The sequence below is a fragment of the Novosphingobium sp. 9 genome, assembly GCF_025340265.1.
Classification (GTDB): domain Bacteria; phylum Pseudomonadota; class Alphaproteobacteria; order Sphingomonadales; family Sphingomonadaceae; genus Novosphingobium.
Window position 1 is genome coordinate 82285 of sequence record NZ_CP022708.1, and the last position, 26729, is coordinate 109013.

Annotated in this window: 25 protein-coding genes and 2 pseudogenes; 16 read left to right on the top strand and 11 right to left on the bottom strand. The window is 65.9% G+C overall.

The genetic code is table 11. From position 1 onward, the window contains the following. Positions 1 to 63 precede the first annotated feature (63 nt). The 3 genes from CI805_RS15010 (at position 64) to CI805_RS15020 (ending at position 2588) form a co-directional block, all read left to right on the top strand. The gene (locus CI805_RS15010) at positions 64 to 294 is read left to right on the top strand and encodes a hypothetical protein (protein ID WP_260928903.1); all 231 of its coding nucleotides are present in this window, start codon (positions 64 to 66) and stop codon (positions 292 to 294) included. 588 nt (positions 295 to 882) lie between these two features. Then, complete coding sequence (locus tag CI805_RS15015; RefSeq protein WP_260928904.1) at positions 883 to 1311, top strand: MarR family winged helix-turn-helix transcriptional regulator; 429 nt, start codon at positions 883 to 885, stop codon at positions 1309 to 1311. A 2-nt stretch (positions 1312 to 1313) separates the two neighbouring features. After that, complete coding sequence (locus tag CI805_RS15020) at positions 1314 to 2588, top strand: MFS transporter (protein WP_260928905.1); 1275 nt, start codon at positions 1314 to 1316, stop codon at positions 2586 to 2588. A 78-nt stretch (positions 2589 to 2666) separates the two neighbouring features. On the opposite strand, the pseudogene CI805_RS15025 reads toward CI805_RS15020, so the two are convergent. From CI805_RS15025 to CI805_RS15040, 4 genes and pseudogenes are all read right to left on the bottom strand, one after another. Further along, positions 2667 to 4789 (bottom strand): annotated as a pseudogene (locus tag CI805_RS15025) (malate synthase G). A gap of 11 nt (positions 4790 to 4800) precedes the next feature. Next, positions 4801 to 5226: a GlcG/HbpS family heme-binding protein gene (locus CI805_RS15030; RefSeq protein ID WP_260928906.1), complete on the bottom strand. Its 426-nt coding sequence runs from the start codon at positions 5224 to 5226 to the stop codon at positions 4801 to 4803. A gap of 126 nt (positions 5227 to 5352) precedes the next feature. Continuing rightward, a complete protein-coding gene (allB, locus tag CI805_RS15035; RefSeq protein WP_260928907.1) occupies positions 5353 to 6777 on the bottom strand; it encodes an allantoinase AllB in 1425 nt (474 codons plus the stop codon). A 37-nt stretch (positions 6778 to 6814) separates the two neighbouring features. After that, positions 6815 to 7603, bottom strand: coding sequence for an SDR family NAD(P)-dependent oxidoreductase (locus tag CI805_RS15040; protein ID WP_260928908.1), 789 nt, complete (start codon positions 7601 to 7603; stop codon positions 6815 to 6817). Between the two features lie 203 nt (positions 7604 to 7806). Between CI805_RS15040 and CI805_RS15045 the strand changes: the two genes are divergently transcribed. From CI805_RS15045 to CI805_RS15060, 4 genes are all read left to right on the top strand, one after another. Further along, the gene (locus CI805_RS15045) at positions 7807 to 8319 is read left to right on the top strand and encodes a LysR family transcriptional regulator (protein ID WP_260928909.1); all 513 of its coding nucleotides are present in this window, start codon (positions 7807 to 7809) and stop codon (positions 8317 to 8319) included. Continuing rightward, positions 8319 to 8819, top strand: a complete 501-nt coding sequence (locus CI805_RS15050; protein ID WP_260928910.1) for a LysR family transcriptional regulator substrate-binding protein — start codon at positions 8319 to 8321, stop codon at positions 8817 to 8819. The genes CI805_RS15045 and CI805_RS15050 overlap by 1 nt, the downstream gene beginning before the upstream one ends. A 127-nt stretch (positions 8820 to 8946) precedes the next feature. After that, positions 8947 to 9339, top strand: coding sequence for a VOC family protein (locus CI805_RS15055; RefSeq protein WP_260928912.1), 393 nt, complete (start codon positions 8947 to 8949; stop codon positions 9337 to 9339). A gap of 162 nt (positions 9340 to 9501) precedes the next feature. Next, the gene (locus tag CI805_RS15060; protein ID WP_260928913.1) at positions 9502 to 9639 is read left to right on the top strand and encodes a hypothetical protein; all 138 of its coding nucleotides are present in this window, start codon (positions 9502 to 9504) and stop codon (positions 9637 to 9639) included. A 450-nt stretch (positions 9640 to 10089) separates the two neighbouring features. Here CI805_RS15060 and CI805_RS15065 read toward each other — a convergent pair whose 3' ends face one another. From CI805_RS15065 to CI805_RS15080, 4 genes and pseudogenes are all read right to left on the bottom strand, one after another. Beyond that, positions 10090 to 11757, bottom strand: a complete 1668-nt coding sequence (locus CI805_RS15065) for a hydantoinase B/oxoprolinase family protein (RefSeq protein ID WP_260928914.1) — start codon at positions 11755 to 11757, stop codon at positions 10090 to 10092. Next, positions 11754 to 13295 (bottom strand): hydantoinase/oxoprolinase family protein, encoded by a 1542-nt coding sequence (locus CI805_RS15070; RefSeq protein ID WP_409934987.1) that lies wholly within the window; start codon positions 13293 to 13295, stop codon positions 11754 to 11756. Before CI805_RS15070 ends, CI805_RS15065 begins: the two co-directional genes overlap by 4 nt. Before the next feature lie 60 nt (positions 13296 to 13355). Next, positions 13356 to 13858 (bottom strand): annotated as a pseudogene (locus CI805_RS21150) (hydantoinase/oxoprolinase N-terminal domain-containing protein); the annotation flags it as partial. Next, the gene (locus tag CI805_RS15080; RefSeq protein ID WP_260928917.1) at positions 13842 to 14852 is read right to left on the bottom strand and encodes an isopenicillin N synthase family dioxygenase; all 1011 of its coding nucleotides are present in this window, start codon (positions 14850 to 14852) and stop codon (positions 13842 to 13844) included. The pseudogene CI805_RS21150 and the gene CI805_RS15080, both read right to left, overlap by 17 nt. A gap of 254 nt (positions 14853 to 15106) precedes the next feature. On the opposite strand from CI805_RS15080, the gene CI805_RS15085 reads away from it, so the two are divergent. The 4 genes from CI805_RS15085 to CI805_RS15100 are packed head-to-tail and all read left to right on the top strand — an operon-like array spanning position 15107 to position 19080. Next, positions 15107 to 15919 carry an SDR family NAD(P)-dependent oxidoreductase gene (locus CI805_RS15085; RefSeq protein WP_260928919.1) on the top strand — a complete coding sequence of 271 codons (813 nt, stop codon included), beginning with the start codon at positions 15107 to 15109 and terminating at the stop codon, positions 15917 to 15919. Between the two features lie 29 nt (positions 15920 to 15948). Continuing rightward, entirely contained in the window at positions 15949 to 17157 is a 1209-nt protein-coding gene (metC, locus tag CI805_RS15090) for a cystathionine beta-lyase (protein ID WP_260928921.1), read from the top strand. Between the two features lie 35 nt (positions 17158 to 17192). Continuing rightward, the gene (locus CI805_RS15095) at positions 17193 to 17612 is read left to right on the top strand and encodes a DUF3830 family protein (RefSeq protein WP_260928923.1); all 420 of its coding nucleotides are present in this window, start codon (positions 17193 to 17195) and stop codon (positions 17610 to 17612) included. Positions 17613 to 17616: 4 nt separating this feature from the next. After that, positions 17617 to 19080, top strand: coding sequence for an aldehyde dehydrogenase family protein (locus CI805_RS15100; protein ID WP_260928924.1), 1464 nt, complete (start codon positions 17617 to 17619; stop codon positions 19078 to 19080). A 21-nt stretch (positions 19081 to 19101) separates the two neighbouring features. Here the strand turns inward: CI805_RS15100 and CI805_RS15105 are convergent, their stop codons facing one another. Both CI805_RS15105 and CI805_RS15110 read right to left on the bottom strand, forming a co-directional pair. After that, complete coding sequence (locus tag CI805_RS15105; RefSeq protein WP_260928926.1) at positions 19102 to 19602, bottom strand: TlpA family protein disulfide reductase; 501 nt, start codon at positions 19600 to 19602, stop codon at positions 19102 to 19104. 152 nt (positions 19603 to 19754) lie between these two features. After that, a complete protein-coding gene (locus CI805_RS15110; RefSeq protein ID WP_260928928.1) occupies positions 19755 to 20708 on the bottom strand; it encodes an AraC family transcriptional regulator in 954 nt (317 codons plus the stop codon). Between the two features lie 132 nt (positions 20709 to 20840). Between CI805_RS15110 and CI805_RS15115 the strand changes: the two genes are divergently transcribed. Next, a complete protein-coding gene (locus CI805_RS15115) occupies positions 20841 to 21602 on the top strand; it encodes an SDR family oxidoreductase (RefSeq protein WP_260928930.1) in 762 nt (253 codons plus the stop codon). A 194-nt stretch (positions 21603 to 21796) separates the two neighbouring features. Here CI805_RS15115 and CI805_RS15120 read toward each other — a convergent pair whose 3' ends face one another. Continuing rightward, entirely contained in the window at positions 21797 to 22384 is a 588-nt protein-coding gene (locus CI805_RS15120; RefSeq protein ID WP_260928931.1) for a TIGR00730 family Rossman fold protein, read from the bottom strand. A 199-nt stretch (positions 22385 to 22583) separates the two neighbouring features. On the opposite strand from CI805_RS15120, the gene CI805_RS15125 reads away from it, so the two are divergent. The 4 genes from CI805_RS15125 to CI805_RS15140 all read left to right on the top strand — a co-directional run bounded on the left by CI805_RS15125 (position 22584) and on the right by CI805_RS15140 (position 26724). Continuing rightward, positions 22584 to 23903 carry an aromatic ring-hydroxylating dioxygenase subunit alpha gene (locus tag CI805_RS15125; RefSeq protein WP_260928932.1) on the top strand — a complete coding sequence of 440 codons (1320 nt, stop codon included), beginning with the start codon at positions 22584 to 22586 and terminating at the stop codon, positions 23901 to 23903. Further along, positions 23900 to 25342 carry a glutamine synthetase family protein gene (locus tag CI805_RS15130; protein ID WP_260928933.1) on the top strand — a complete coding sequence of 481 codons (1443 nt, stop codon included), beginning with the start codon at positions 23900 to 23902 and terminating at the stop codon, positions 25340 to 25342. The genes CI805_RS15125 and CI805_RS15130 overlap by 4 nt, the downstream gene beginning before the upstream one ends. Before the next feature lie 66 nt (positions 25343 to 25408). After that, positions 25409 to 25882: a Cys-tRNA(Pro) deacylase gene (gene ybaK / locus CI805_RS15135; protein WP_260928934.1), complete on the top strand. Its 474-nt coding sequence runs from the start codon at positions 25409 to 25411 to the stop codon at positions 25880 to 25882. Continuing rightward, a complete protein-coding gene (locus CI805_RS15140; RefSeq protein ID WP_260928935.1) occupies positions 25879 to 26724 on the top strand; it encodes a hypothetical protein in 846 nt (281 codons plus the stop codon). The genes ybaK and CI805_RS15140 overlap by 4 nt, the downstream gene beginning before the upstream one ends. Positions 26725 to 26729: the final 5 nt, after the last annotated feature.

Below are 26729 nucleotides of genomic sequence, written 5' to 3' on the forward strand. Positions count from 1 at the left end.
TCAAGGATGAGGGGCAGGGCAGGGCAGGGCAGGGCAGGGCAGGGCAGGGCGAGCACCTGCTCCATGCGTCATACCATAAAGCGGAAAAGCGCCTCTCACATCATCAACGGCGCTTGTTTGGCGGCAACCAAACTGTCGGCATACAGCGCCAGCCTCGCGCCGTGCCATCACGCTCCCGAAGCAGCTCTTCTACGCCTTGCCGATCATGCGGACTTCATCCCGCAGGCAGAGCGTCCTTTAAACCCGGAACACATCTATCGCGATCAGATCACCGGCCAAGACCGGACGCCCTGACAGATCTGTCGCGCTCCCGCACGTTCCCGAAGTGTCGCGTCATAAACCGTCATCTGCAGATCACCCCGAGCGGAGCACGCGCCACCATGCAGAGTTGAACGTCCTTCGGGCGAGGGGTCGGGAAAGTAATTCAATCGCTGTGGACAACCCATGCCTGATTGAACGCTTCGACACTCCGGGAACGCGACAATTCCAAGGGTTCGGCCTATCGGGAACGCAAGGTCGTCACAACGGGAACACCACGGTCGACATTCCGGGAACGCAGGAGCGTCACAACAGGAACGGCCCCTTTCCGCGACTCATGGACCAAGCGCGAGTCACGGGAAGGCTGGCGGCCGGTAACCTTGTAACAGATTCCTCTAAAAACCTTTCTAACCCTTCAGAAGTCTCTTTGAGACGAGGAAAGGGTGAGGTCGCCAAGCCGCAACCCGGTTTGCACCACATTGGCAGTCGTGACCGGCAAAAGCCTTCAATAAAGGCACGGACAGAACCCATTCCTGAGCGTCCCTTTTAACAGCGCGAATCACTCCCTGAAAATTTCGGAAGGTAAGCTTGCAAGTTTACCTTCCTAGGACCATATCGCCGGACATGACCGACATTCCAACAGAACATCTCGTGGAGGAACTGCTCCGCTCCATCGGTACCCTACGCCGCCGCTTACGGGCGGAAACCAATCCTGACGAGCTTACGCTATCCCAGATTTCCGCGCTTATCCGCCTGCACAAGCAAGGACTTGCAACAACCGCCGACCTTGCCAGGCTGGAAGGCGTCAAGCCGCAGTCGATGGGCTCCACTCTCGGCAGCCTCGAAAAGCTTGGTCTCGTGATCCGTTCGGCAGATCCCAACGACGCCCGCCAGATGCTTTACGAACTGACGGCCGAGGGTATTGCCGCCCGCGAACAGCAGCGACTGCTAAAGCGGGCCTGGCTGGGGCAGGCGGTGTCCCGGCTGACCGAGGAAGAGAAGGATGCGCTGGGCATCGCACTCGATGTGTTCAACCGGATCGCGAAGAGCTGACCATGACCATCGCGCCTTATTCCCGACCGGAAGGCAGCGCTGCTCCCCGCAAGGGGGCGCTGCGCTCGCTCAAGCATTACAACTATCGGTTGTGGGCAGGCGGGGCGGTCATCTCCAATATCGGAACGTGGATGCAGCGCACCGCGCAGGACTGGCTGGTGCTGACCCAGCTGACGCACCACGATGCGCGGGCGGTCGGTCTGGTCATGGCCTTGCAGTTCGCGCCCCAGTTGCTGCTGCTGCCGCTGTCGGGGCTTGCCGCCGACCGGATGGACCGGCGCAAGCTGCTGATCTTCACGCAGGCCGCGATGGGTATCCTGTCGCTCGCACTGGGGCTGCTCGTCATCTTCGGTGTGGCCCAGCTGTGGCAGGTCTACATTTTCGCGTTCCTGTTCGGATCGGCAGCCGCGCTCGATGCGCCGGCGCGCCAGACCTTCGTGGGCGATCTGGTCGGCGAAGACGATCTGGCGAATGCCGTGGCGCTCAATTCCACCTCGTTCAATGCCGCCCGCATGGTTGGCCCTGCAGCGGCGGGATTGTGCATCGGCGCGGTGGGGACGGGCTGGGCGTTCCTGATCAACGGCATCTCCTTTATCGGCGTGCTGATCTCGCTGCTGTTCATGCGGCGCAGCGAGCTGAACGCCGGGGTGAGGGCCCCGCGCAAGAAGGGCGCCTTGCTGGAAGGGTTCCGATACGTCTGGAAACGCCCGGACTTGCGCGCGATCCTGATCATGCTGTTCCTGATCGGCACGTTTGGTCTGAACTTCCCGATCTTCATCTCGACGATGGCCGTGCAGGTGTTCCACTCGAATGCGGCGGGGTATGGCCTGCTGAGTTCCGCCGTGGCGCTGGGAACCGTGACCGGGGCCTTCATGGCCGCACGGCGCGACGAGCCGGGTTTCGGCTATCTGGTGCGCGGATCGGCGCTGTTCGCCTTCGGCTGCACGCTGGCGGCACTGGCGCCGGACTATTACCTGTTCGCAGGCGCGCTGGTGGTGGTGGGGCTGGCCTCGCTGACGATCACCAACAGTTCCAACACCTTGATGCAGCTATCGAGCGAGCCGGAGATGCGCGGGCGGGTCATGGCGATCCGCGTCGGCGTCGCGCTCGGTGGAACGCCGATCGGAGCGCCGGTGGTAGGGTGGGTTGCCCACACGATGGGCCCGCGCTGGTCGCTGGGCGTGGCGGTGCTGGCAGGACTGCTCTCGCTAGCGGTGGGACTACATTACAAGCATGTGCACGGTCGGGAAGGGAAGGGCGCTGCTTCCACCGCCTGATCTGGCCCGCAGAAGGCCTTCAGAGCGCCAATGCTGCGCAAAAACGAAGGGGAGCCCATGGCTCCCCTTCTTTGCGTCTCACAGGGCGTCCAGCGCCTTTCGTTCGCGCCGGAAGCGGTGGAGCAGAGGCTCGGTATAGCCGCTGGGCTGTTCCACAGCTTCGAACACCAGCGCGCGGGCGGCCCTGAACGCAACCGAGGCTTGCGGATCGGGCGCCATCGCACGGTAGGCCGGATCGCCTGCATTCTGGGCATCGACTTTCGCGGCCATACGCAGCAGTGCCGCATCGACCTCATCTGCCGAGCACACCCCGTGCAGCAGCCAGTTGCCCAGCGACTGCGCGGAAATGCGAAGGGTTGCGCGATCCTCCATCAGGCCCACATCGTCGATATCGGGCACCTTGGAGCAGCCGACGCCCTGGTCGATCCAGCGCACGACATAGCCGAGGATGCCTTGCGCATTGTTGTCGAGTTCGCGGGCGATCTGCTCGGGCGTCCAGTTGACCGAACCGGCGAGAGGCACGCGCAGCAGGTCGGCAAGCGGGGCGACCGGCTCGGCACTGCGCTGTGCCTGACGCGCAGCGACATCGAGCGCGTGATAGTGCGTGGCGTGCAGCACGGCGGCGGTGGGGGAGGGCACCCAGGCGGTGCTGGCGCCGCTTTGCGGGTGGGCGATCTTCTGCGCCAGCATGTCCGCCATCCGGTCGGGCGCGGCCCACATGCCCTTGCCGATCTGTGCAGCGCCAGCGAAGCCGCAGGCGAGGGCGATCTGCACGTTGCGGTTCTCGTAGGCGGCAATCCAGTCGGTGGTTTTCATCGCGCCCTTGGGCAGCATGGCGCCTGCGCGCATCGAGGTGTGGATCTCGTCCCCCGTGCGGTCGAGGAAGCCGGTGTTCACGAAGACCACGCGATCCTTCACCGCCGCGATGCAGGCGGCAAGGTTGGCGCTGGTGCGGCGTTCCTCGTCCATCACGCCGATCTTCACGGTGTGGCGGGCAAGGCCGAGCATGTCCTCAACCGCATCGAACACGTCGTTGGCGAAAGCGGCCTCGGTGGGGCCGTGCATCTTGGGTTTGACGATATAGACCGAGCCCGTCGCGCTGTTGCGCAAGGGGCCCTCGCTCTTCAGGTCATGCAGGGCGATCAGGCTAGTGATAACGGCGTCGAGCAGCCCCTCGAAGGCTTCCGAGCCATCGGGCATCAGCACCGCAGGCGTGGTCATCAGATGGCCGACATTGCGCACCAGCAGCAGGCTGCGGCCCTTGAGCGCAAGGGCGCTGCCATCCAGCGCGGTATAGGTACAGTCCGCTGCGAGGCGGCGCGTCATCTCGCGCCCGTCCTTGGTGAAAGTCGCGACCAGATCGCCCTTCATCAGCCCCAGCCAGTTGGCATAGCTGTCGCGCTTGTCGGTGCCGTCCACCGCCGCGACCGAATCTTCCAGATCGACGATGGTGGAGACCGCCGCTTCCAGCTGGATATCGGCGATATGCGCGGGATCGGTCGCGCCGATGGGGTGTGCGGGATCGATCACGATCTCAATGTGCAGGCCATGATGGCGCAGCAGCAGGTTGGCGCCGCTGCGTCCGATCAGCGCGGCAGGATCGGCCAGCACCGGATCGCCGCCTGCGAAATCGGTCCATGATCCTTCTGCGAGCGGCACGGCGCTGTCGAGGAACCGGCGGCCCCAGGCGATCACTTCGGCGCCGCGCTGCGGATCGTAGCCCGGACCTTGGGCGCTGCCGGATTCGGCGTGGGAAAGGGCGTCGGTGCCATAGAGCGCATCGTAGAGGCTGCCCCAGCGCGCATTTGCGGCGTTGAGCAGGAACCGCGCGTTGAGCACCGGCACCACCAGTTGCGCGCCCGCGATCTTCGCGAGTTCGGGATCGACGTTCTGCGGGGCGATGGCGAAGGGCGCGGGCTCCGGCACCAGATAGCCGATCTCGGTGAGGCAGGCGTGGTATTCCGCCTCGTCGAGTGGCTTGCCTGCGTGCGCTTCGTGCCAGGCGTCGAGTTTGGCCTGAAGATCGTCGCGGGTAGCCAGCAGTTCGGCATTGCGCGGGGTGAAGCGCGCGAGCAGAGCGGCGAGATCGGTCCAGAATGCCTCGGGTGCGATGCCGGTGCCGGCAGGGCGTCCGCTTCGAGGAAGGCGCAGAGCGCCGGGTCTACCGAGAGACCGGCGCGGGTTTCGTAAGGTGTGGTCATCGCAGCGTTCCTCAGGCCTTGGCAGTCAGGCCTGCGGCGGCGATGGCGGCCAGCGCGCAGACCTCGTCGTTGTCCGAGGTATCGCCGCTGACGCCCACCGCGCCGATTGCCAGACCCGCGTCATCGACCACCAGCACGCCGCCTGCCGCCGGGAGGATACCCTGCGGCGCGATGGCACCCAGCGCGGCGACGAACGAAGGGCGTTCCGCCGCCATTTCCGCGACCTTGCGCGAGGAGGTGCCCATCGCCAGTGCCGTCGCGGCCTTGCCCGAGGCGACCTGCGGGCGCAGCAGCGGAGAGCCGTCCTCGCGCGCGAAGGCGATCAGGCTGGCGCCGTGGTCCAGCACCGCGACGGTGATCGGCTTCAGCTCCATTTCGCGGGCTTTCAGCAGGACTTCGGCAACGATGGTCTGGGCCTGAAGGAGGGAAATCGGCATCTCTGGGCTCCGGTATCTTGTTCTAAACAATTGTGAGAAATTAGAAAAAAGGCGGGCACCGCATCATGGCGGGCCCGCCCGAGTGAGGGAAGCGGAAAGGAAAGGCGGTCTGATTTCAGCCTGACTTCAGTAGGTCTTGCCGCGCTTTTCCAGAATGGCCCTGGTGGTGGTGTGGGTGTTCTTCGGCGTCGGCGTCGGCATCTGCTGCACGCGGCGCACGTTGAGGCCATGGCCCATCGCGTCGGTGCACAGTTCGCCATCGCGCATCACGAAACGTCCGCGCACCAGCGTATGGATCGGCGCGCCGGTGGTCTCGAAGCCCTGGAACGGCGTGGACGAGCCCTTGGACTTCAGCTCGGCGGAATCGACCGTGATCGTCTTGGTCGGATCGATGACGACGATATCGGCGTCCGAGCCCGGCAGCAGCGCACCCTTGCGCGGATAGAGCCCGAAGGCCTTGGCCGGAGCGAGCGAGGTCATGCGCACGTATTGGGTCAGCGTCATGCGACCGTTGGCGACTTGCGTCAGCATCAGCGGCATCTGCGTTTGCACGCCGGTAAAGCCGCAGTCGGCGCGCCAGATATCCTCGTTGTGCTTTTCGGCATGGCTGTGGGGGGCGTGATCGGTGGCGATCATGTCGATCGTGCCGTCGGCAACGCCCTGCCACAGCTGGTCCTGATGGGTCTTCTCGCGCACCGGCGGATTGACGCGGATCAGCGAGCCCTTCTCGGTATAGGCGTGCTCGTCCAGCAGCAGGTAGTGCGGACAGGTCTCTGCGGTGATGTCGACGCCGCGCGCCTTGGCCTCGCGCAGCGGGCGCAGTTCGTCGCCCGAGGAGACGTGCAGCACGTGGATGCGCGCGCCGGTCCATTCCGCGAGGATCGCCGCGCGGGCGACGGCTTCGACGGCGACGACGGGCGGACGTGCATCGAGGTGGGCGAGGGGATCGCAGCAGTCGTTCTCGCGCAGGATCTTCGAGCGGCGCGCCATGATCGAGGCGTTCTCGGCATGGAGCGCGACGCGGTAGCCGTGCTTGGCGACGATCTCGAACCCTTCGAGGATCGCGCCGCTGGGCGGCGAGGGCAGGTTGCCGAACGTATTGCCCATGAAGCACTTGAACCCGGCGACGCCGCCTTCGATCAGGGCTTCCAGCTGGTCGAGGTTGTCCTCGCCCAGCAGGCCGTAGATGCCGAAATCGACATAGGCTTTCTTCGCCGATTCCAGCTTCATGTTGAGCGCATCGACCGTGCCGGTGGGCGGGTTGGTGTTGGGCATCTCGAACACCGTCGTCACGCCGCCCATGGCCGCGCTGGCGGTGCCGGTCTCCCAGGTTTCCTTGTGGGTATAGCCCGGATCGCGGAAGTGGACATGGGCGTCGATGGCGCCGGGCAGCACGTACTTGCCGGTGGCGTCGACCACCTCGCCGGCCTCGGGCATGGCTTCGGCCGCGCCGATCGAGAGGATCGCGCCGTCCTTGATGGCGATCGAGGCTGCGAACATGGCGCTGTCGGTGACGAGCGTGGCGCCGTTGATGACGATATCGGCTTTCATGGTTCTTTCCGTCAAGAATTCAAAGGTTCAGAAGGTCTCAGAGCGCGGCCCAGCCACCGTCGACCGGCAGGTCGACGCCGGTGATCTGGCGCGAGACGTCGGAGGCGAGGAACAGGCAGGCGGATGCCACGTCCTGCGCAGTGGAGATGCGGCGCAGCGCATATTCCTCGGCATGTTCGGCGATCACCTCGTCCTCGGTCATCCCGCGCGCGGCGGCCATGCCGGGCATGACCTTGGTGCGGAAACGCGGCCCGTCCACCATGCCGGGGGCAACGATGTTGACGTTGACGTTGTACGGCCCCGCCTCGATCGCGGTGGACTTGGTGATGCCGCGAAGGCCCCACTTGGAGGCCGAGTAGGCCATGCGCCCGGCGCGCCCGCGCATCCCGAAGGTGCCGCCGACGTTGACGATCTTGCCATAGCGCCGCCCGGTCATGCCCGGCAGCACCGCGCGCATCATCAGGAAGCAGCCGCCCATGTTGAGCTGGACGATCTCGTCGAAACCTTCCGGGCTCGTCTCCCACGCCGTCGCGCCGACAGGGCCGGTGCCGCCTGCGACGTTCACCAGCACATCGACGCGTCCAAAAGTGGCCTCGGTCGTGGCGACGGCGGCCTCGCAATCGGCAGGCACGGTCACATCACAACGCACGACGAGAGCCTCGACCAAAGACGAAAGATCAGCCTTCAGACTATCGAGCGCACCGGTGTCGCGTCCGATCAGCACGAGTTTCGCGCCTTCTTCGGCGAAACTCTGGCAAATGGCCGGTCCCATGCCTTTTCCAGCGCCGGTAACAATGACAACTTTGTCTTTAAGGTCGAGATTCATCTATCCACCATGGCAAAATGCATTGTCCGAAAAGGTCTCTCATCGAAAATAATGCTGTTGATTATTTATTGTTCGTAAAATATAGACTGACTGAAGGCATTTCATATCTGTCCGTTCACACGGCTTTGATAAAGGATGTGCCGTTGCCGAAGTGATGCTAAACCTCCGGCGCGGTGTAGCCTAAATGTGAACGGAGCAGCCCCATGGCGCTACGCAACCAGCGTATCTGGCAATATATCGACGAAGTCGCCCGCGTGGGCTCGGTGCGGCAGGCGGCAGAGCGCCTCAACGTCACGCCCTCGGCGCTGCTGCGCCGCATTCAGGACGTGGAGCACGATCTGAAGGCGATGATCTTCGAGCGGCACACCTCGGGCGTGCGGCTGACAGCGGCGGGTGAAGTGCTGATCGGCTGGATCAGGTTGCAGGGCGCCGAACTGCGCCGGGTCTATTCGCAGATCGAGGAGCTGGAAGGGCTCCAGCGCGGCGAAGTGCGGATCGCGTGCAGCCAGGCGGTGGCGCGCAGCTTCGTGCTGCGCCACGTCTCGGACTTCCGCAAGAAGCACCCCAACGTGAAGTTCAAGGTCACGGTGACGGACCACAACACGGCGGTCCGCGCGCTGATGGAGTACGAGATGGACCTCGTGCTGATCTTCCGCCCGCTGCGCTCGTCCGAACTGCATCCGATCATGTCGATCGGGCAGGGCTGGTCGCGGTGATGGCGGCGGACCATCCGCTCGCCGAAAAGGACGTGCTGCGCCTGCGCGAATGCGCGCACTACGAAGTGGCGATGCCCGACATGGCCTTTGGCGGGCGCGAGATCGTCGAGAACCGGCTGCTCTCGGCCTCGGCCAAGCTGAATGTCGCGGTGGAAGCCAACAGCTTCGATTTCCTCGGCGAACTGGTGGCGACGAGCGATCTCATCACCTTCCAGATCGATATCGGCGCCGACGTGTGGCGCAACGATCCGCGCTTCGCGGTGCGCCGGATCAGCGATATCGACCGCACTTACGGGCCGCTGGTGCTCGGCCAGCTGAAAGGCCGCCCGCTGCCGCTGGTCGCGGCCAAGTTCGCCGAGCAGATGTCACGCGATCTCAACGAATGCCGCTCGCTGCCGACGATCCCCGGCGCCGACATATACGACCCCGAGTCAGAAGAGGACGATGCCGATCTCGAACACGAGGTGGGTATCGAGCCGGAGGTGGGGCTGGAGGGGTGAGGGCAGGTGCCCTGCATAACACAAGCGCGGCGTTGACACACCGGCGATAACACCGCAGCAAACAGGTCCGGACACCGCTCCGTAACCGGCATGCGCACCGCCGCCCCTGCCTGAAAAGGAAGAGACGATGGCAGAGTCCGCGATGGAATCCGCGTCAGGCGGTATCGTATTCGGGCGCGTGGCGCCGGGAATTTGTGTTCGCGATATCCACGCCGCTCACGATTTCTATTCTCGCGTCCTTGGTTTTCGCAAGGTCTTCGAGAATGGCGATCCTGTTGGCTTCATGGTGATGAAGAAGGATCAGGCCGAGATCCACCTGAGCCGGAAGGCCGATCACACGCCTTCGACGGTCAATGTCATGCACATGTTCGTCAGCGATGTGGCGGGCCTTTATGCCATCTGCGAGGCGGCGGGCGTTCGCATCATCAAGGGCCTCGCCGACAAGGACTACGGCCAGCGCGCCTTCGTGTTTGCCGATCCCGATGGCAACCGGATCGACATAGGCGAAAGGCTAGCCTGAGAGGCTGGCGAATGCCGCTCGCCTCTCCCTGTTACGAGAGAGGCGAGCGGTGATTCCTTCGTCAAGACGCCGAGATGCGACGCATCACGCCTTGAAAAGGCTCAAGCGTCGCACGGGCTTTGGCCTTACCCCGCAAACCCGTAATCGCGCTTCGCAAGGCAGATGTCTCGCGATCTCAACGAGTGCCGATCGCTGCCGACGATTCCCGGTGCCGATCTCTACGACCCGGAGTCCGAAGAGGACGACGCCGATCTCGAACACGAGGTGGGTATCGAGCCGGAAGTCGGGCTGGAGGGGTGAGGGGGCCGTTGTTCGGAAGCAATTCCCGATCAGCCTGTTTCGTTTCGGGCTTGCGATAAGATGCGCTTCTGACGGAGCAGATCGAAAAAAGTTATGATGCCGTGGATGATAAGCATGCCGAAAAACGGCAGCGTTTCCCAAATCTTGTTGTCCGGGAGGGGGGCTGCAACAACAGGGCGGTGAAGAAGGTCACAAGGCAAAGAGCAGCCAGGCTCACTGCCTTTGGTGTCCGGAATGGCCAGTACCGATAACCGGTGCCGGGCATCATCATCGATGCGCGCGAGACCAGTCCCCAATCGTAGATGGCAACGAAAACGATGGAGAGAGGAGCGAATTCCCAGTTCATGCCTTAAAAAGTTAGCATGAAACTGGAGCTGCGCAACGACCGATCATGTCGAGGATTATCCTCTCCCTGCTGCTTGGAGACAGGGAGAGGCGAGTCACGTTTTTCTAACCCGCAAACCCGTAATCGCGCTTTGCAGCCTCGGCGCTGACCATGCCTTCGGCGATGTCGTGGGCGATCTTGTCGGGCGCGCGGGTGGCGGGATTGCCGAGGCCTGCGCCGCCGGGGATTTCCAGCACCAGACGCTCGCCTGCCGGGATCGTCTGAAGCCCCTTGGCGCGCATCGGCTTGCCGCCCGAGGTGGTGACGACGCCCGCCGCACCGTCATGCCCGCCGTCGCGGCCTTTGGCGGGGCGCTCGACCCGCTCGAACATCGCCAGCACCTCGAAGCCGGAACCGTCGCGCATGGCGACTTCGACCGTCTGGCCAAGGCCACCGCGTCGCTCGCCCGCGCCGCCGCTGTCGGTCCGCAGTTCCTTGCGCCAGATGACGATCGGGGCGGCGCTTTCGGTCACTTCCACCGGCATGGCGCGCACGCCGCTGGGGAAGGCGGTGCCCGAAAGGCCGTCCTGCTCGGGCCGGGCGCCCGAACCGCCCGAATTGAAGAAGATCGCGTCGAACGGATCGCCTGCCTGACAGTTCCCTTTTGCGGGAAGGTTGCCGCGCAGCTGGACCGACCACAGGCACGAGGAACCTTCCGCCGGAACCCGGTCCGGGATTGCTTGCGAGAGGCAGCCGAATACCACGTCGGGCAGCATCTGGCCGATGACATGGCGCGCGGCGACCGGCCAGGGGCGCTGGACGTTGAGGATCGAGCCTTCGGGCGCGGTCACGACGAAGGGATCGAGCGCACCGAAGTTGTTGGGCACTTCGGGCGAAATCACGCAGCGCAGGCCGAACACGGTATAGGCGCGGCAGTAGTTGAGTACCACGTTGATGCCGCGCGGCAGGCACGGATCGGTGCCTTCGTAGTCCATCGTCAGCGTATCGCCGGCGATGGTCAGGGTGCCGACGATGGTCACGGGCTTGTCGTAGCCGTCGATCACCAGCGTGCTGGTCCACTGGCCGTCGGGCAGCTTGGCGATTTCCGCCTTCGTGGCTGCGAGCGACTGGGCGACGATGTAGTCCGCCACGCCCTGAAGATCGGCCATCGCGAACTCGCCCAGCATCGCGGACAGACGCCGCGCGGCGGCTTCGTTGCTGGTGATGTAGGAGAGCACGTCGCCCTTCACCTGCATCGGCATGCGCACGTTCTGGCACAGGATATCGATCAGGTCCTGATTGAGCCTGCCGCCGTCTGCCAGCTTCATCAGCGGGATCTGCAGGCCTTCCTCGTAGATCGAACGCCCGTCCGGCCCCTGACCCAGCCCGCCGATATCGACCTGATGGCAGCACACGCCGAACAGGCCGACGACCTTGCCTTCGTGGAACGCCGGCGAGACGACGGTGACGTCATGCAGGTGCCCGGCGGTCAGCCAGGGATCGTTGGTGATGAAGTGGTCGCCCTGCTTCATCGTCTCGACCGGGAACTTGTTGAGGAAGTGGCGCACGCCCTCGGCCATCGAGTTGACGTGGCCCGGCGTGCCGGTGACGGCTTCGGCCACCAGACGGCCCTCAAGGTCGAACAGCGCGGCGGAAAGGTCGCCCGCGTCGCGCACGGTGGTGGAGAAGGCGGTGCGCATCAGCGTCTGCGCCTGCTCCTCGACGATCGAGATCAGGCGGGTCCAGATCACCTGCATGCGCAGCTGGGTGAGCGCGTCGGAAGAAGAGGTCATGCCGGGACTCCTGCTGCGCGGCGGGTGAGGACCAGATAGCCGCGCTCGTCCATGCGGCCATCGAAACGGGGGGAGACGACCGTGGTGGTCTCGCGCTCGGCGACGAGGGCAGGGCCGGAGAAGCGCTCACCGGGCTGCATCGCCTCGCGGGCATAGAGCGCGAAGTCCATCGCCTGACCCGTGGCCGGATCGACCACGCGGCGCGAGCCGACCGGGGTGGCGGTGGCATCGGGTGCCGTGGCGGCGCCGTCCAGCGTCGAGGCGAAGCCCCCGGCACTGACGGTGACGCGCCAGGTCAGCATCTCGATCGGCAGGTCCAGCGTTATGCCGCCATATTGCGCGCGATAGGCGTTCTCGAAGCCTTCGCGCAGCACCGCCACGTCGTCGATGGTGAGGGTGCGGGCGGGAAATTCGAAGGGAATTTCGTAGCCCTGTCCCTGATAGCGGGCGAGGCAGACACGCTTTTCGGTCTGCGCGGCGCCTGGCGCCCCAGTGGAGACGAGCGCGCGCGCTTCGCCCGCCATCTCATCGAGCAGGGCGTTGAGGCGGGCGATATCGGCATGGTCGAGGTGCATGGTGAGGCTGCGGGCGACCTCGTAGGAAACCGGTGCGCGCAGGAAGCCGACGGCGGAGCCGACGCCTGCGCCCGATGGTACGATCACCCGGCCGATGCCCAGCTTCTCGGCAAAGCTGACCGCGTGGAGCGGGGCCGCGCCGCCAAAGGCGATCAGCGCGCGCTCGTCGAGTGTCATGCCCTGTTCCACGGCATGGACGCGCGCGGCGCTGGCCATTGTCTCGTCCACGATCTCGCTGACGCCAACCGCCAATGTCTTCGCTTGCCCGTCCCACAGGCCAAGGCCCGCCAGCGCGGCGTCGGACTTTTCGGGCGAAAGCGTGACCTTGCCACCGGCAAAGCGCGAAGGATCGATCCGGCCGAGCGCGATATCGGCATCGGTCACGGTCGGGCGGGTGCCGCCGCGACCGTAGGCGGCGGGGCCAGGCTCCGAGCCTGCGCTATGCGGACCGACCGCGAGGCGTCCGGCGCTGTCCACCGAGGCGATCGAGCCGCCGCCCGCGCCGATCTCCACCATCTCGACGACGGGGATGCGCAGGGGCAGGCCGCTGCCCTTGCGGAAGCGGTGGGCGCGGCCGACTTCGAAGACCTGCGAGGTCTGCGGTGCGCCGTCGTTGATCAGGCAGATCTTGGCGGTGGTGCCGCCGACGTCGAGCGCCAGAACGCGATCCTCGCCGCATTCGCTGGCGACGGAGGCTGCAAAGATCGCGCCGCCTGCCGGGCCGCTCTCGACCAGACGCACCGGGAAGCGCGCGGCGGTATCGACGGTGGTGAGCCCGCCCGAGGACAGCATCAGATAGAGCGGGCAGGTGAAGCCCATCTCGGTCAGCCGCCCTTCGAGACGGCGCAGGTAGGCATCGACCAGCGGCTGGACATAGGCATTGGCGGCGGTGGTCGAAAAACGCTCGTACTCGCGCATTTCGGGCGAGACTTCGCACGACAGCGAAATCGCGACTCCGGGCATTTCCTCGCGCAGGATGGCGGCGGCGCGGCGCTCGTGATCGCCGTTGACGTAGCTGTGCAGGAAGGCGACCGCGATGCTCTCCACCCCCTCGGCGCGGAAGGTGGCGGCGGCGGCGCGCACGGCGTCCTCGTCCAGCGGCAGCAGCACGTTGCCCAGCGCGTCGAGCCGTTCGGGCACGCCCAGACGCAGGCGGCGGGGCACCAGCGCTTCGGGCTTTTCCATGCCGATATCGTACTGGTCGAAGCGGCTTTCGGTGCCCAGCGCCAGCGCATCGCGGAAGCCCTCGGTAGTGAGCATGGCCAGCGTCACCCCGCGCCGCTCGATCAGGGCATTGGTGGCCAGCGTCGTGCCGTGGACCACCAGCGAGACCTCGGCAGGGGTGATCCCCGCCTCGTCCAGCAGCAGCGTCACCCCGTCCAGCAGCGCGCGTTCGGGGCGTCGTATGTGGTCAGCAGCTTGGTCGAATGACGGCGATCGCCGATTTCCAGAACGACGTCGGTGAAGGTGCCGCCGATGTCGGCACCGATCTTGGCAGTAGGCTTCATGTCAGGAATAGGCTTCATGCGGGTTCTTCGAAAGCTGGCTGTAGAAGCGCGAAAGGTGATCGGCCACGCGTACGGGTTCGTAACGCGGGGCCTCGCCGTTCAGCAGCTCGGGCAGCGGGGCGACGGTCACGTCGCGGTCGGGATTGGCGAAATAGGGCACCGAGAAACGCTCGACGTCGGTACGGTTGCGCACGCGGTGGTAGTTCGAGAGAAACCGCCCGTTCGACCACCACATCATCATGTCGCCAACGTTGATCGTGAAGGCGCCCTTGACCGGCGGCGCCTGGATCCACGCACCGTCGCGACGCTTGACCTCCAGCCCGCCGACCGCGCCTTGCGCCAGGATCGTGAACGGCCCTTCGTCGGTGTGCGAGATCATGTTCGAGACGTCGCTCTCGGCCTCCAGCGGCAGCACCGGGTAATAGTTCACCGAAAGCTGCGAGGGCGGCTGGCGGAAGGTATCGTCGAAGCGGTTCTCGTCGAGCCCGAGGCCGAGCGCGAAGGCGCGCAGCAGTTCGCGGCCCAGCCCCAGCATCGCGGCAAGATATGCCTCGCCCGCATCCTTGAAGGCGGGGAGCCCTTCGGGCCAGCGGTTGACCTGATCGAAGATGCGCGCGTGCTGCATGTCTTTCGCATCCGGCCCCCATTCGTGCTGCAGGCGGTACTGCTCGAACATGCGGGTGTTGCGCGACATCGGCTGGCGCTCTGGCATCGGGATATAGCCGCGATACCATTCGGGCGTCGCATTGGCCTTGGCGCGCTCGGCATCGGGCAGCGCGAAGAATTCGGCGGCGGTGGAGAAGATCGCATCGACCACATCCTGCGGCACGCCGTGGCCGGTCAGGTAGAAGAAGCCGATCTCCTCGCAGGCGTGGGCGATCTCGTCGGCCACGACCTGTCGCGCGGCGGCATCGCCCGCCAGGAACGGCGCGAAATCGATGACGGGGACTTCCTCCAGCGAGACGACGGCGGCTGCCGCAATATCGTCCTCGCTTCTTTCGCTACGGCTCATGTCTGCCCAACTCCTGTGTCCTTGCGCGGCGCTTCCTGTCGGCGGTGAGGCCGGAGCGGCTCGCGATATCTGCGTCGCAATGCGGATAATTCGTCCCGTGAACTGTTTAGGGCAACACAAAGCGTGCCCGCTGTGCTTTTTAGTGACGGGTCCGTCGCCTAATCATCACCTTGGCGATTGCGCGCGATGCGCTACCACCTGCCCTCAGGGTCAGGGCCCTGTAAGAATTGAAACCCGCAGCGGATGTCGCATCGATGAATGAACCCGGAAACTCGCCTATTCTTGCTGGCGCTTCCCTCGCCGGCTCCCATGCGCTCGTCACCGGGGGGACGCGCGGTCTCGGGCTGGGCCTTGCCCGTGCGCTGGCGCAGGCAGGCGCCGCCGTCTCGCTGGTGGGGCGCGATGGGGCGACCGGCGCGGCGGCGGCCGAGGCGCTTGCGGCCGAGGGTTTGACTGTTCGATCCTATGCGGCGGACGTTGCCGATGCCGCTGGCCTGAAAGCCGCCGTCGAGGCTGCCGAAGCGGCCTCCGGCCCGGTCGAGATGCTGGTCTGCACCGCAGGCGTCGGCGCGCCGCGCCGCCCGGTGTGGGAAGCCACGGCAGAGGACTATCGCGGCTGTTTCGACATCAACGTGCTGGGCGTCGTCAATGCGATGGCCGCCGCGATGCCGGGCATGGTCGCGCGCGGAAGTGGCAGGGTCGTCGCCATCGGCGGCACGTATGGTCACAAGGGCGTCGCGGGCTTCTCGCTCTATGCCGCTTCCAAGTGGGCGCTGCGCGGGCTGGTGAAATCCGCCGCGCTCGACGGGGCGCCGCATGGCGTGCGCGTCAACATGATCTCGCCCGGCGGGGTCGAGGGTGAGCGCATCCATCGCCTGTTCCGCGAAAGCGCCGCACGCAACGGTGAGCCCGAAGGCGCGCCGCTCGAACGCTTTCTCGCCACCACCGCGTTGGGGCGCCTTGTGACCGAGGAAGACATTGCCGCCGCGCTGCTGCATCTCGTCGGCCCCAGTGGGCGCATGATTACCGGGCAGGACATCGTCGTTGATTCCGGCACCGTTGTTTAACCGGCACGTCGTTTAAGGAGTATTCCCCCGTGACTGATCCCAAGACCGATCTCACCGATTTCCGCCGCGAGACGCAGGCGCTCCACGCCGGGCGCGATCCCAAGGCGAACTTCGGTGTCGTCAATCCGCCGGTCTATCACTGCTCGACCGTGCTGTTCGATTCGGTCGAGGACCTGCTGGAAACCCGCCGCGATCGCGCGTCCGGCGCCTTCGTCGGTTTCACCTACGGTCGCGAGGGCACGGCGACGACGCGCGCGTTCGAGGATGCGGTTACGCTGCTGGAAGGCGGCTATCGCGCGATCACCACCAGCTGCGGCCTCGGCGCGATCTGCGCCTCGCTGACGGCGTTTCTGGCGGCGGGCGATCACCTGCTGATCGTCGACAGCCTCTATGGCCCGGCGCGCGATTTCTGCGAGAGCGTGCTCAAGAAATTCGGCGTCGAGGTGACGTACTACCGCCCCAACATCGGCGCCGGGATCGTCGAGCTGTTCCAGCCCAATACCAAGGTGGTCTATCTCGAAAGCCCCGGCTCGCTGACTTTCGAGATGACCGACGTGCCCGCGATCACCGCAGAGTGCCGCGCGCGGGGCATCAAGACGATCTTCGACAACACCTGGGGCTCGCCGATCAACTTTCGCCCGCTGGAGCGCGGCGTGGACGTGTCGATCAACGCGGCCACCAAGTATATCTCGGGCCACTCGGACCTGATGCTGGGCATCGCGGTGACGACCGAGGAGGCGTTCGTGCCGGTCAAGAAGATCGCCTCGCAGTCGGGCTACTGCGCCGGGCCGGACGATATCTACATGGCGATGCGGGGCCTGCGCACGCTGCCGCTGCGGATGAAGCAGCACCATGTCTCGGGCCTTGCCATTGCCGAGTGGCTGGCCGCGCGCCCCGAAGTGCATCGCGTGATGCATCCCGCGCTGCCCTCCGATCCCGGACACGCGATCTGGAGTCGCGATTACGATGGCGCCTCGGGCCTGTTCGGCTTTGTGCTGGAAGCCTGCACCGAAAAGCAGTTCGCGGCTTTCATGGACCACATGGACCTGTTCAAGCTCGGCTATTCGTGGGGCGGGTACGAGAGCCTGGTGGTGCCGACCTACCCCGAAACGCTGCGCTCGGCCTCCGAGTGGTCGGCGCCCGGACCTGCGGTGCGCATCCACGTCGGCCTCGAAGCGGTGGAAGATCTGATCGACGACCTGACCCGCGCCTTCGCGCGCATGGCCGCTGCGGCCTGATTCTTTGGCCTGACCTTTTCCGAAGAGATATACCGATGACCACGCTGATCGATATTGTCGCCGGCCCCTACAGCTTCGTAGCGAAGCTGGAAGAGGAACTGGCCCCCGTCACCGCCGCGCGTTTCAAGGCGATGCTGCCTTACGACGAGAAGCTGATCCATGTTCGCTGGAGCGGCGAGGGCGTGTGGATTCCGCTGGGCGATGCCGTCTACGACCTGCCCTGGGAGAACCCCACGCGGTATCCGGCACCGGGCCAGTTCATCTTCTATCCCGGCGGGTACAGCGAATGCGAGATCCTGCTTGCCTATGGCGGCGTCGCGTTCGCCAGCAAGCTGGGGCCGCTCGCGGGTATCCACTTCCTGACCATCGTCGAGGGGCTGGAGCACCTGCCGGAGCTGGGCAAGAAAGTGCTGTGGGACGGCGCGCAGAGCGTCAGCTTCCGGTTGAGGGCCTGATCGCATGAACGCGGAGGTAACGAGCAAGCGGCTGCTGATCGATGGCGTCTGGACCGACCCGGTTTCGGGCGAGTGGTTCGAGACGCGCAATCCGGCGACCGGCGAACTGTTGGCGCAGATCGCCAAGGGCGGCTCGGCGGATATCGACGCTGCCGTGGCCGCCGCGCGCCGGGCGTTCGAGAGCGGGCCTTGGCCGAAGTTCTCGCCCGCAGACCGGCAGGCGCTGATCCTGCGGCTGGCCGATCTGCTCGAAGCCCATGGCGAGGAATTCGCCCGGCTCGACACCACCGAGATGGGCTCGCCGATCCGGCACACGCGTGGATCGGTGGCGCTGCTGGTCGACCTCCTGCGCTATTACGCCGGGATCGCCCGGTCGATCGAGGGCAGCGTGCCTGCGCCGTCGGACCCCGCGCTGTTCGTCGCCACGGTGAAGGAGCCGGTGGGCGTGTGCGGGGCGATCATCCCGTGGAACGGGCCGCTCTGGGCCTCGGTCCTCAAGCTCGGCCCGGTGCTGGCGAGCGGCTGCACGCTGGTTCTGAAGCCCGCTGAGGACGCCAGCCTTGCCCCGTTGCGGCTGGCCGAACTGGCGCTGGAGGCGGGCGTTCCCGCCGGTGTGTTCAACGTCGTCACCGGGTTCGGCGCCGATGCGGGGGCGGCGCTGGCGGCGCATCCGGGCGTCGACAAGATCGCCTTCACCGGCTCGGAGGCGACCGGACGGCGGATCGTTCAGGCTTCGGCGGGCAATCTCAAGCGGCTGTCGCTGGAACTGGGCGGCAAGTCGCCCAACGTGGTGTTCGCCGATGCCGATCTGGAAAAGGCCGCGCAGATGGCGGTGGTCGCGGCCTTCGCCAATTCGGGGCAGGTGTGCAGCGCGGGGACGCGGCTGTTCGTCGAGCGCTCGGTCCACCGCGAGTTCGCGCAGGAAGTGGCACGGATCGCCGCGGCGCTGAAGATCGGCAATGGCCTCGATCCCGAAACCGACCTTGGCCCGCTGGTTTCCGCGCGCCAGCTGGAACGTGTCTCGACGCATATGGCCGATGCCCTGACGGCGGGGGCGGAGGCCATCTCGGGCGGCGGCAGGCTGTCGGGCGAGGGGCTGGATGCCGGGTTCTTCTTCCCACCGACCGTGCTGCTTGGCGCGCAGGACGACATGCGCTGCGTGCGCGAGGAGATATTCGGGCCCATTCTGGCGACGCTCTCCTTCGACAGCGAAGAGGAAGCCATAGCCCGCGCCAATGCCACCGAGTTCGGCCTTGGCGCAGGGCTGTGGACCCGCGACCTTGGCCGCGCGCACCGGCTGTCTCGCGCGCTCAAGGCAGGCTCGGTCTGGGTGAACTGCTACAACCGGATCGACCCTGCAGTATCGTCGGGCGGGATCAAGGCGAGCGGGCAGGGCCGCGAATACGGCCGCCAGCATGTCGAAGAGCACTTCCAGACCAAATCGATCTGGATTGACACATCGGTGTGAGGAAGTCGGGGAAGGAGAGCCTTACTTCCCCGCCATGGCGACCGCAGGTGGGGTGGCGGGCGGCGCCTTTTCCTGCAGCAGCGGCACCAGCACGCTGTTGAGGTCGTCGAGGTCGAACGCGGCGGCTTTTGCGTAGCGCAGGCGTCCGGCGCGATCGATCACGAAGTTCGTCGGCACGCCTTCCATCGGAGCGTAAGGCCCCTTGATGCCGCGCGCTGCGGGTATCCTCATGGCTGCGAACAGCGCCTTCAGCTTGTAGGGCGGCAGTGAGTCCTCGGTGGTGATGGCAAAGACCTTGAGCCCGTGCTGGCGCATCGCGGCGTAGTAGCTGTCCAGCAGCGGCAGTTCGGTGCGGCAGGGCACGCACCATGTAGCCCAGAAATTGAGCACCACGACCTGTCCCTTGAGGTCGGCCAGACGCACCTTGGAGCCGTCCATCAGCGTCAACTGGAAGTCGGGCGCGAGCTGCCCGACGACCGGCGTGCCCTTCGCCAAAGCAGGGACGACTGGCACGGAGGCCATCAGCAAGGCTGACGCGATTGCACCGATAAGCTTTTGCCAGACCGTCATATTAACCCCACCCGTTACAATCCGGCAATGTAGCACTGGCGTGAGCCAACGCCAGCGGCTTTGGTCATGCCGTGCGGTTAACTTTCGGACACGCGGGATACCACCTACACCGGTTCCGGCATCCCCTTTGCAAACACTATCGGCGGCTGGCCGACGTGGCGGGTGAAGGCGGTGCTGAAAGTGCTGGCCGAGGTATAGCCCACCCGCGCGGCGACTTGCGCCACGCCGATGCGCTCGCGCCGCAGCAGGTCCTTCGCCAGGGCCATGCGCCATGCGGTGAGGTACTCCATCGGGGCGAGCCCCACCTCACGGCGGAAGCGATCGTGGAAGCTCGATCGCGAGAGCGCCGAAACGCGCGCCAGTTCGTCGATCGTCCAGCCATGCACCGGGTCCGCATGGATCGCGCGCAGCGCCACCGAAAGACGCTCATCCGCAAGGCCGCGCAGCAGGCCGGGCGGGGCGCTGGGGCCGGAGGTGGTGCGCAGCGCCTCGATCAGCAGGACCTCGATCAGCCGCGCCATGACCACTTCACGCCCCGGACGGCGGGCGCGGGCCTCTCCATTGACCAGTTCGACCAGCGTGGTCAGCCGGGGCTCGCCGCGCACATGGACGAAGCGCGGCAGCAGCGAGAGCAGCAGCTGCGTATCGTCCGAGCCGAAATCGCAGTGGCCCACCACCATGCGGATCGTCACCGGATCGCCCGGCTCGCCGAGGCGGTAATGCCCCGGCGCCAGTTCGACCGGCCAGGTGTCGATACCGGGCGGCGGCGGCACGAGGCTGGTGTTGGTGAAATCGTTGACGAGGCTGGGCACCAGCGCGAAGTCGCCCGCGCGCAGTTCCACCGGCTCGCCGTCCTCCAGTCGGAAAGAGCAGGCGCCCTCCAGCACCGCGCAGAAGAACGGGCGGTCGATGCCGATGCGCGGCACGCGCCAGCGGCCATGGCCTTCGACCAGCTTGGAATACGTCGTGCTGGGGCGCAGCAGCCCGACGATCTGGGTCAGCGGATCATGGGCCAGCGCGGTGGTGGGAAAGGGATCGAAGGCGCAAGGATCGGTCATGCCGGTGAGGTAGGAACGCATTCGGACAAATTCAAATGAATGGCGGACGATGGATCGTGGAAGGTCCGGCGCGGCATGCCTACTCTGGGTCATGCGCCGCAAGGACGGTGCCCCAAACAGGAGTTTCATGTCATGAACACCGTTCTCATCACCGGATGCTCGTCGGGCTTCGGCCTCGAAACCGCGCGCCTGTTCCAGACCCGCGGCTGGAACGTGATCGCCACGATGCGCAAGCCGAATGCAGAGCTTCTCCCCGCTGCCGACAACCTGCGCATCCTGCCGCTCGACGTCACCGATGCGGGCAGCATTGCGGCGGTGGTCGAGGCCGCAGGTCCGGTTGACGTGGTGGTCAACAATGCCGGGGTTGGCCTGCTCAACGCGGTCGAAGGGCTGACGATGGACAACGTGCGCGAGGTTTTCGAGACCAACACTTTCGGCACCATCGCCATGACCCGTGCTTTCATTCCGCAGATGCGGACGCGCGGATCGGGGACCATCGTCAACGTGACGTCCACGGTCACGCTGGTGCCGCTGCACCTGCTGTCGGTCTACACGGCCAGCAAGGCAGCGGTGAATGCCTTCACTGAAAGCGTGGCGCTGGAACTGGAGCCGTTCGGCGTGCGCGCCCGGATCGTGCTGCCCGGTCTCGCGCCCACCACATCGTTCGGCGAAAACGCGCGTGAGCGCATGGGCATGGATATTCCAGAAGCCTATGCCGACATTGCCGCCGCGATCTTCGCCAATTTCCAGAATTCGGATCAGCCGCTGACCCACCCGATCGATGTGGCCGAAGCGGTCTGGCGTGCAGCGACCGACGCGGACGCGCCGATGCGCCTGCCTGCCGGGGCCGATGCGAAGATCTGGGCGGCAAAGGCGGGTTACGAAGTGGCCTGAGAGCCCGTTTGAAAATTCGGCATGGCCGAATTTTGCGGCACCGGCCCTCTCCCCCACCCTACCACCCGCAGGATACTACCGTTGGGTGGTAGGGTGGGGGAGAGGGCCGGTGCCGCTTCGGAAAAATGCCAATCAGGCATTTTCCAAACAGTCACTGAGGCGGGTAGGCGGCGCGGGCGAGGTGCCTCAGCCGCTTACAGCCATTTGGGCACGACCGGCTTCTCGAAGGCGGCCAGCGCGTCGATCAGCGCGTCGGGTTCGCCTTCGAGGACGACGCCGTTGCGGTGTTCGGGCGGCAGGAACTTCTGGGCGATCATCGTGTCGATGAAGGCCATGAACGGTTCGTGGAAGCCGCCGACGTTGTAGAGGCCCACCGGCTTGTCGATCTCGCCCAGCTGGTTGAGCGTCCAGGCCTCCATGAATTCCTCCAGCGTGCCGATGCCGCCGGGCAGCGCGATGCAGGCATCGGCCACGTCCAGCATGCGTTCCTTGCGCACGCGCATCGAAGGGACGATCTCGTGCTCGGTCAGGCCGGGGTGCAGGTGGCCCCGGTCGAACAGGCGCTGGTTGATGACGCCGTGGACCCGGCCCCCTTCGGCCAGCGCCGCATCGGCGAGGATGCCCATCAGACCCTTGTGGGTGCCGCCATAGACAATGCCGATCCCGCGCTTCGCCAGCGCGCTGCCGAGCGCGGCGGCGGCTTTCTCGTAAGTATCGCCAAGCCCGGTGTTCGAGCCGCAGAACACGGCGACATGACGGATTTCGCGGACTGGCTGGCTCATCGGGACTCTCACGACAGGAAGGATCAGGATAGTCTCGATCTGTATGGCCGAAACGGCAACGCTTCAAGCGGGCGCGTTGTCGCATTCGGCAACGCGCTGCCCTCCACTCGGCAACACACGCGGGCGCGGGTCTGGGGCATGAAGGAGGAGAGATGCTCCGCCACAGGGGCACCGGATTTTAGCGACGGATACGAGAGCCATGACACCCGAACAGAACGATCTGGTCACGCTGAGCGGCAAGGACCGCCCGCTGGGGGCGCTGCTGCGCCGCTACTGGCAGCCGATCGCGCTGCTGGAGGAACTGGAAGGTCCGCGTCCGGCCAAGGCCGTCAAGGTGCTGGGGCAGGACATGGTGCTGTTCCGCGACGAAGCCGGGCGGCTTGGCCTGCTCGACCGCGACTGCCCGCATCGCGGCGCCGATCTGGCCTTCGGGCGGCTAGAGGACGGCGGCCTGCGCTGCCTGTTCCACGGCTGGCTGTTCGACGTGGATGGCAACTGCATCCAGACGCCGGGCGAGCCTGCCGGATCGAAGCTGTGCAGCCGCGTGAAGCAGCGCGCCTATCCGGTGGTGGAGCAGGCGGGGATGATCTTCGGCTTCCTGGGGGAAGGCGAGCCGCCAGCCTTTCCCGGCCTCGACTGTTTCGCCGCGCCGACGACGCACGTCTTCGCGTTCAAGGGCTATCTCGACTGCAACTGGCTGCAGGCGCTGGAAGTCGGCATCGATCCGGCCCATGCCAGCTTCCTCCACCGCTTCTTCGAGGACGAGGAGGCGGATGCCTACGGCAAGCAATTCCGCGCCCGCTCGGCCGACAGCGACATGACCATGATCCAGGTCCTGCGCGAGTTCGAGAACCCCGATATCAGGATCACGCCCACCGATATCGGCTTCCGTCTGACCGCGCTGCGCCCGCTGCCCGAGGGGCAGACCCATGTGCGCATCACCAACCTGTTCTTCCCGCAGGCCTTCGTGATCCCGCTGTCCGAAACGATGACGATCACCCAGTGGCACGTCCCGATCGACGATCATTCGTGCTACTGGTACGCCGCCTTCACCAGCTTCACCGAGGCGGTGGACAAGGCCGAGATGCGCCGCCAGCGCCTGACGCTCTATGAACTGCCCGACTACAAGCCGCGTCTCGGTCGGCACAACGACTACGGCTACGATGTGGTCGAGCAGAAGAGCAAGACCTACACCGGCATGGGCGAGGACATCAACGTTCACGACCAGTGGGCGGTCGAGTCAATGGGCCGTATTCAGGACCGCACGCGCGAGCATCTGGGGACGACCGACAAGGGCATCGTCGCCTATCGCCAGCTCCTGTTGAAGCAGATCCGCGCGGTGGAGAAGGGCGAGCGTCCGCTGCTCGATCTCACGCCCGAGGAAGCGCGGGCTGTCGCTGATCCGGGTACGGTGGACGGTGTGGCGCCACAGGGTGCCGATCTCGAGGCCTACTGGCGCATGGTCGACGCGCGCCGTCGCGAAGCCGCGCCGTGGTTCGCCGGGATCGCGGCTGAGTGAGTGCCGATTTCATCGCCGACCACGGCTTGTGGTCGGACGAACAGCGTCGCCTTGCGGGCGAAGTGCTCGCCCGTGTCGAGGCGGAGGGGATCGAGACGATCCGCCTCGTCTTCGCCGACATGCACGGCATCCCGCGCGGCAAGACGCTGCTGGCGGCCTCGCTGAAAGGCGCCTTCGAGGACGGCTGCGCGATCACCTCGACGCTGCTGCTCAAGGACACCGCGCACCGCACGGTCGTTCCGGTCTTCGCGGCAGGCGCGGGGATCGGCAATGCCGATCTGCAGGGCGGCGGCGATGTGGTGATGGTGCCCGATCCGGCGACCTTCAAGGTGCTGGGCTGGGCCAACAGGGCCGGGTGGGTCCTGTGCGATCTCTACCATCACGATGGCCGCCCGGTGGTCGCCTCCACCCGGCGGCTGGCGCGAGAGGCGGCTGGCCGCCTTGCCGAACGCGGGTTCGAGTACGTCAGCGGGCTGGAGGTGGAGTTCTACCTCACCAAGCTGGAAGACGCCAGCCTTGCGCCCGAGCAGGCGGGACAGCCGCCGGCCCCGCCGCGCGTCTCGCTGCTGCATCGCGGGTACAACTACCTCACCGAACAGCGGTATGACCAGATCGAGCCGATGGTCGAGATCCTGCGCGGGCATTGCCTTGCGCTTGGGTTGCCGTTGCACTCGATGGAAGTCGAGTTCGGGCCGAGCCAGTGCGAGTTCGTGTTCAAGACCGGCACCGGGATCGGCCCCGCCGATGACATGGTGCTGTTCCGCTCGATGGTGAAGCAGGTCGCCCGGCGTCATGGCTGGCACGCCAGCTTCATGTGTCGCCCGCAATTGCCCGAGGCGATGGCGAGCGGCTGGCACCTGCACCAGTCATTGCGCGATACGAAGACCGGGACCAACGCCTTCGCGCCGCAGGACGGCGCGCCGGGGCTGTCCACGCTCGGTCGCCAGTTCCTCGCAGGCCTGCTGGCGGGCGCCATGGCTGCTGCGCCGCTCTCGACGCCGACGATCAACGGCTACAAGCGCTATCGCCCCAATTCGCTCGCGCCCGACCGGATCGCCTGGGGGCAGGACAATCGCGGCGCGATGCTGCGCGTACTGGCGAACGGTGCCGCCAAGCTGCGCCGGATCGAGAACCGCGTGGGCGAGCCTGCCGCAAATCCGTATCTCTACCTAGCCTCGCAGATGGTGACGGGGCTTGCCGGGATCGAACGGGGGCTGGAGCCGCCCGCCCCGGTCGAAAGCCCTTATGCGGCGAATGTCGAGACCCTGCCGCGTACGCTGGAGGCGGCGCTCGGACACCTCGATGCCAGCACGCTGCTGCGCGAGAAGCTGGGCAGCGATTTCGTCGATCACTTCCTGCTGATCAAGCGCGCCGAAGTGGAGCGCTACAACCAGGCCGTGACCGACTGGGAACAGCGCGAGTATTTCGACCTGTTCTGAGAGTGTTGCCTCGCCGTGCCCCGCCCGGTAGTCCGTCTCTCGCACAACGAGGAAGGATGGCCGGGCATGGCAACAGCAACACGGGCCACGGCGATGCTGGGCAAGGCCGGGATCGCCTTCGAGACCTTCGAGTACGATTACGACCCCGGCGTCGACAGCATCGGCGAGGCGGCAGCGGCGGCGCTGGGCGTCGATCCGGCCTGCGTGTTCAAGACGCTGATGGTCATGGCCGATGGCAAGCCCGCCTGCGCCATCGCGCCGAGCAGCGGTGAGGTATCCCTGAAGCGCGTTGCCGCTGCGCTGGGGGTGAAGGCCGCCGCGATGATGAAGCCCGCCGATGCCGAGCGGATTTCCGGCTACAAGATCGGCGGCATCAGCCCCTTCGGCCAGACCCGCCGCGTGCCCGTGGTGATCGACGAGAGCGCGCTGGCCCATCCGGCGATCTATCTCAACGGCGGACGGCGCGGCTTGCAGGTGCGGCTTGCAGGCCGCGATGCGATCGTGGTGCTGGGGGCGAAAGCGGCGGGGATCGCGGCGTGAGGCGCCGCACCATGCGCAAGGTCATGGCCGTTCTCGTCCTGCCGCTGCTGGCGCTCCCGGCTGCGGCGATGGCGGGTGTGTTCTACAACAATCCGCAGGGCCATCAGGCCGAGCCGCAGGCGGCGATGCGCCACGCATGGCTGGTGCGGGTGAAGCCGGGGGCCAAGGCCTATTTCTATCAGAACGTTGTCACGCCGGGCTGTCCGAACCTGACGGCGGCCTGCAAGCGCAAGGGCTACCTGTTGCCCGGCGACGTGGCGGTCGCGTCTTATACTTTGGGTGCGTTCACCGTGGTCGATTTCGTCGGACCGACCGGTACGCCGAGCGACGGCGCGATCGAGACGCGACTGCTGGAGAACGTGCCAGCGCCGCAGTCTGGCCCGATGCCCGGCGCGCAGGACTGGATCGGCGACTGGCAGGACAGCGCGGAGCAGCAGATCACCGTGACGCGCAGTGCCACGCCCGGTGTGTTCTCGTTCATGGGCGATGCGACATGGGGCGCGGGCGATCCCGAACGGGTGCGCAACGGCGGCGTCCATCTCGGCAATTTCGCCGCCTATGTAAAGCCGACCGGCAGCTGGGGCGGCTTTGTTGCCGAAGTGGATGCCGAAATAGGGGGTGGCGAGTACGATCACGGCTTCCACTGGCCCGCGCTGTCCGCGCAAAAGGGGCTGGCGTCCGACTGGACGCGGGTGTTTCCCAAGGACGATGCGCAAGATTGCAGCGCCAGCTTCCGGCTGCTCGGCCCCTATCTGATCGCCTATACCCCGGTCGATGCCTGTGGCGGCATGAACGTGACGTTCACCGGGGTCTATCGCAAGCTGGCGCCTCGCGCGCGTTAATCTGA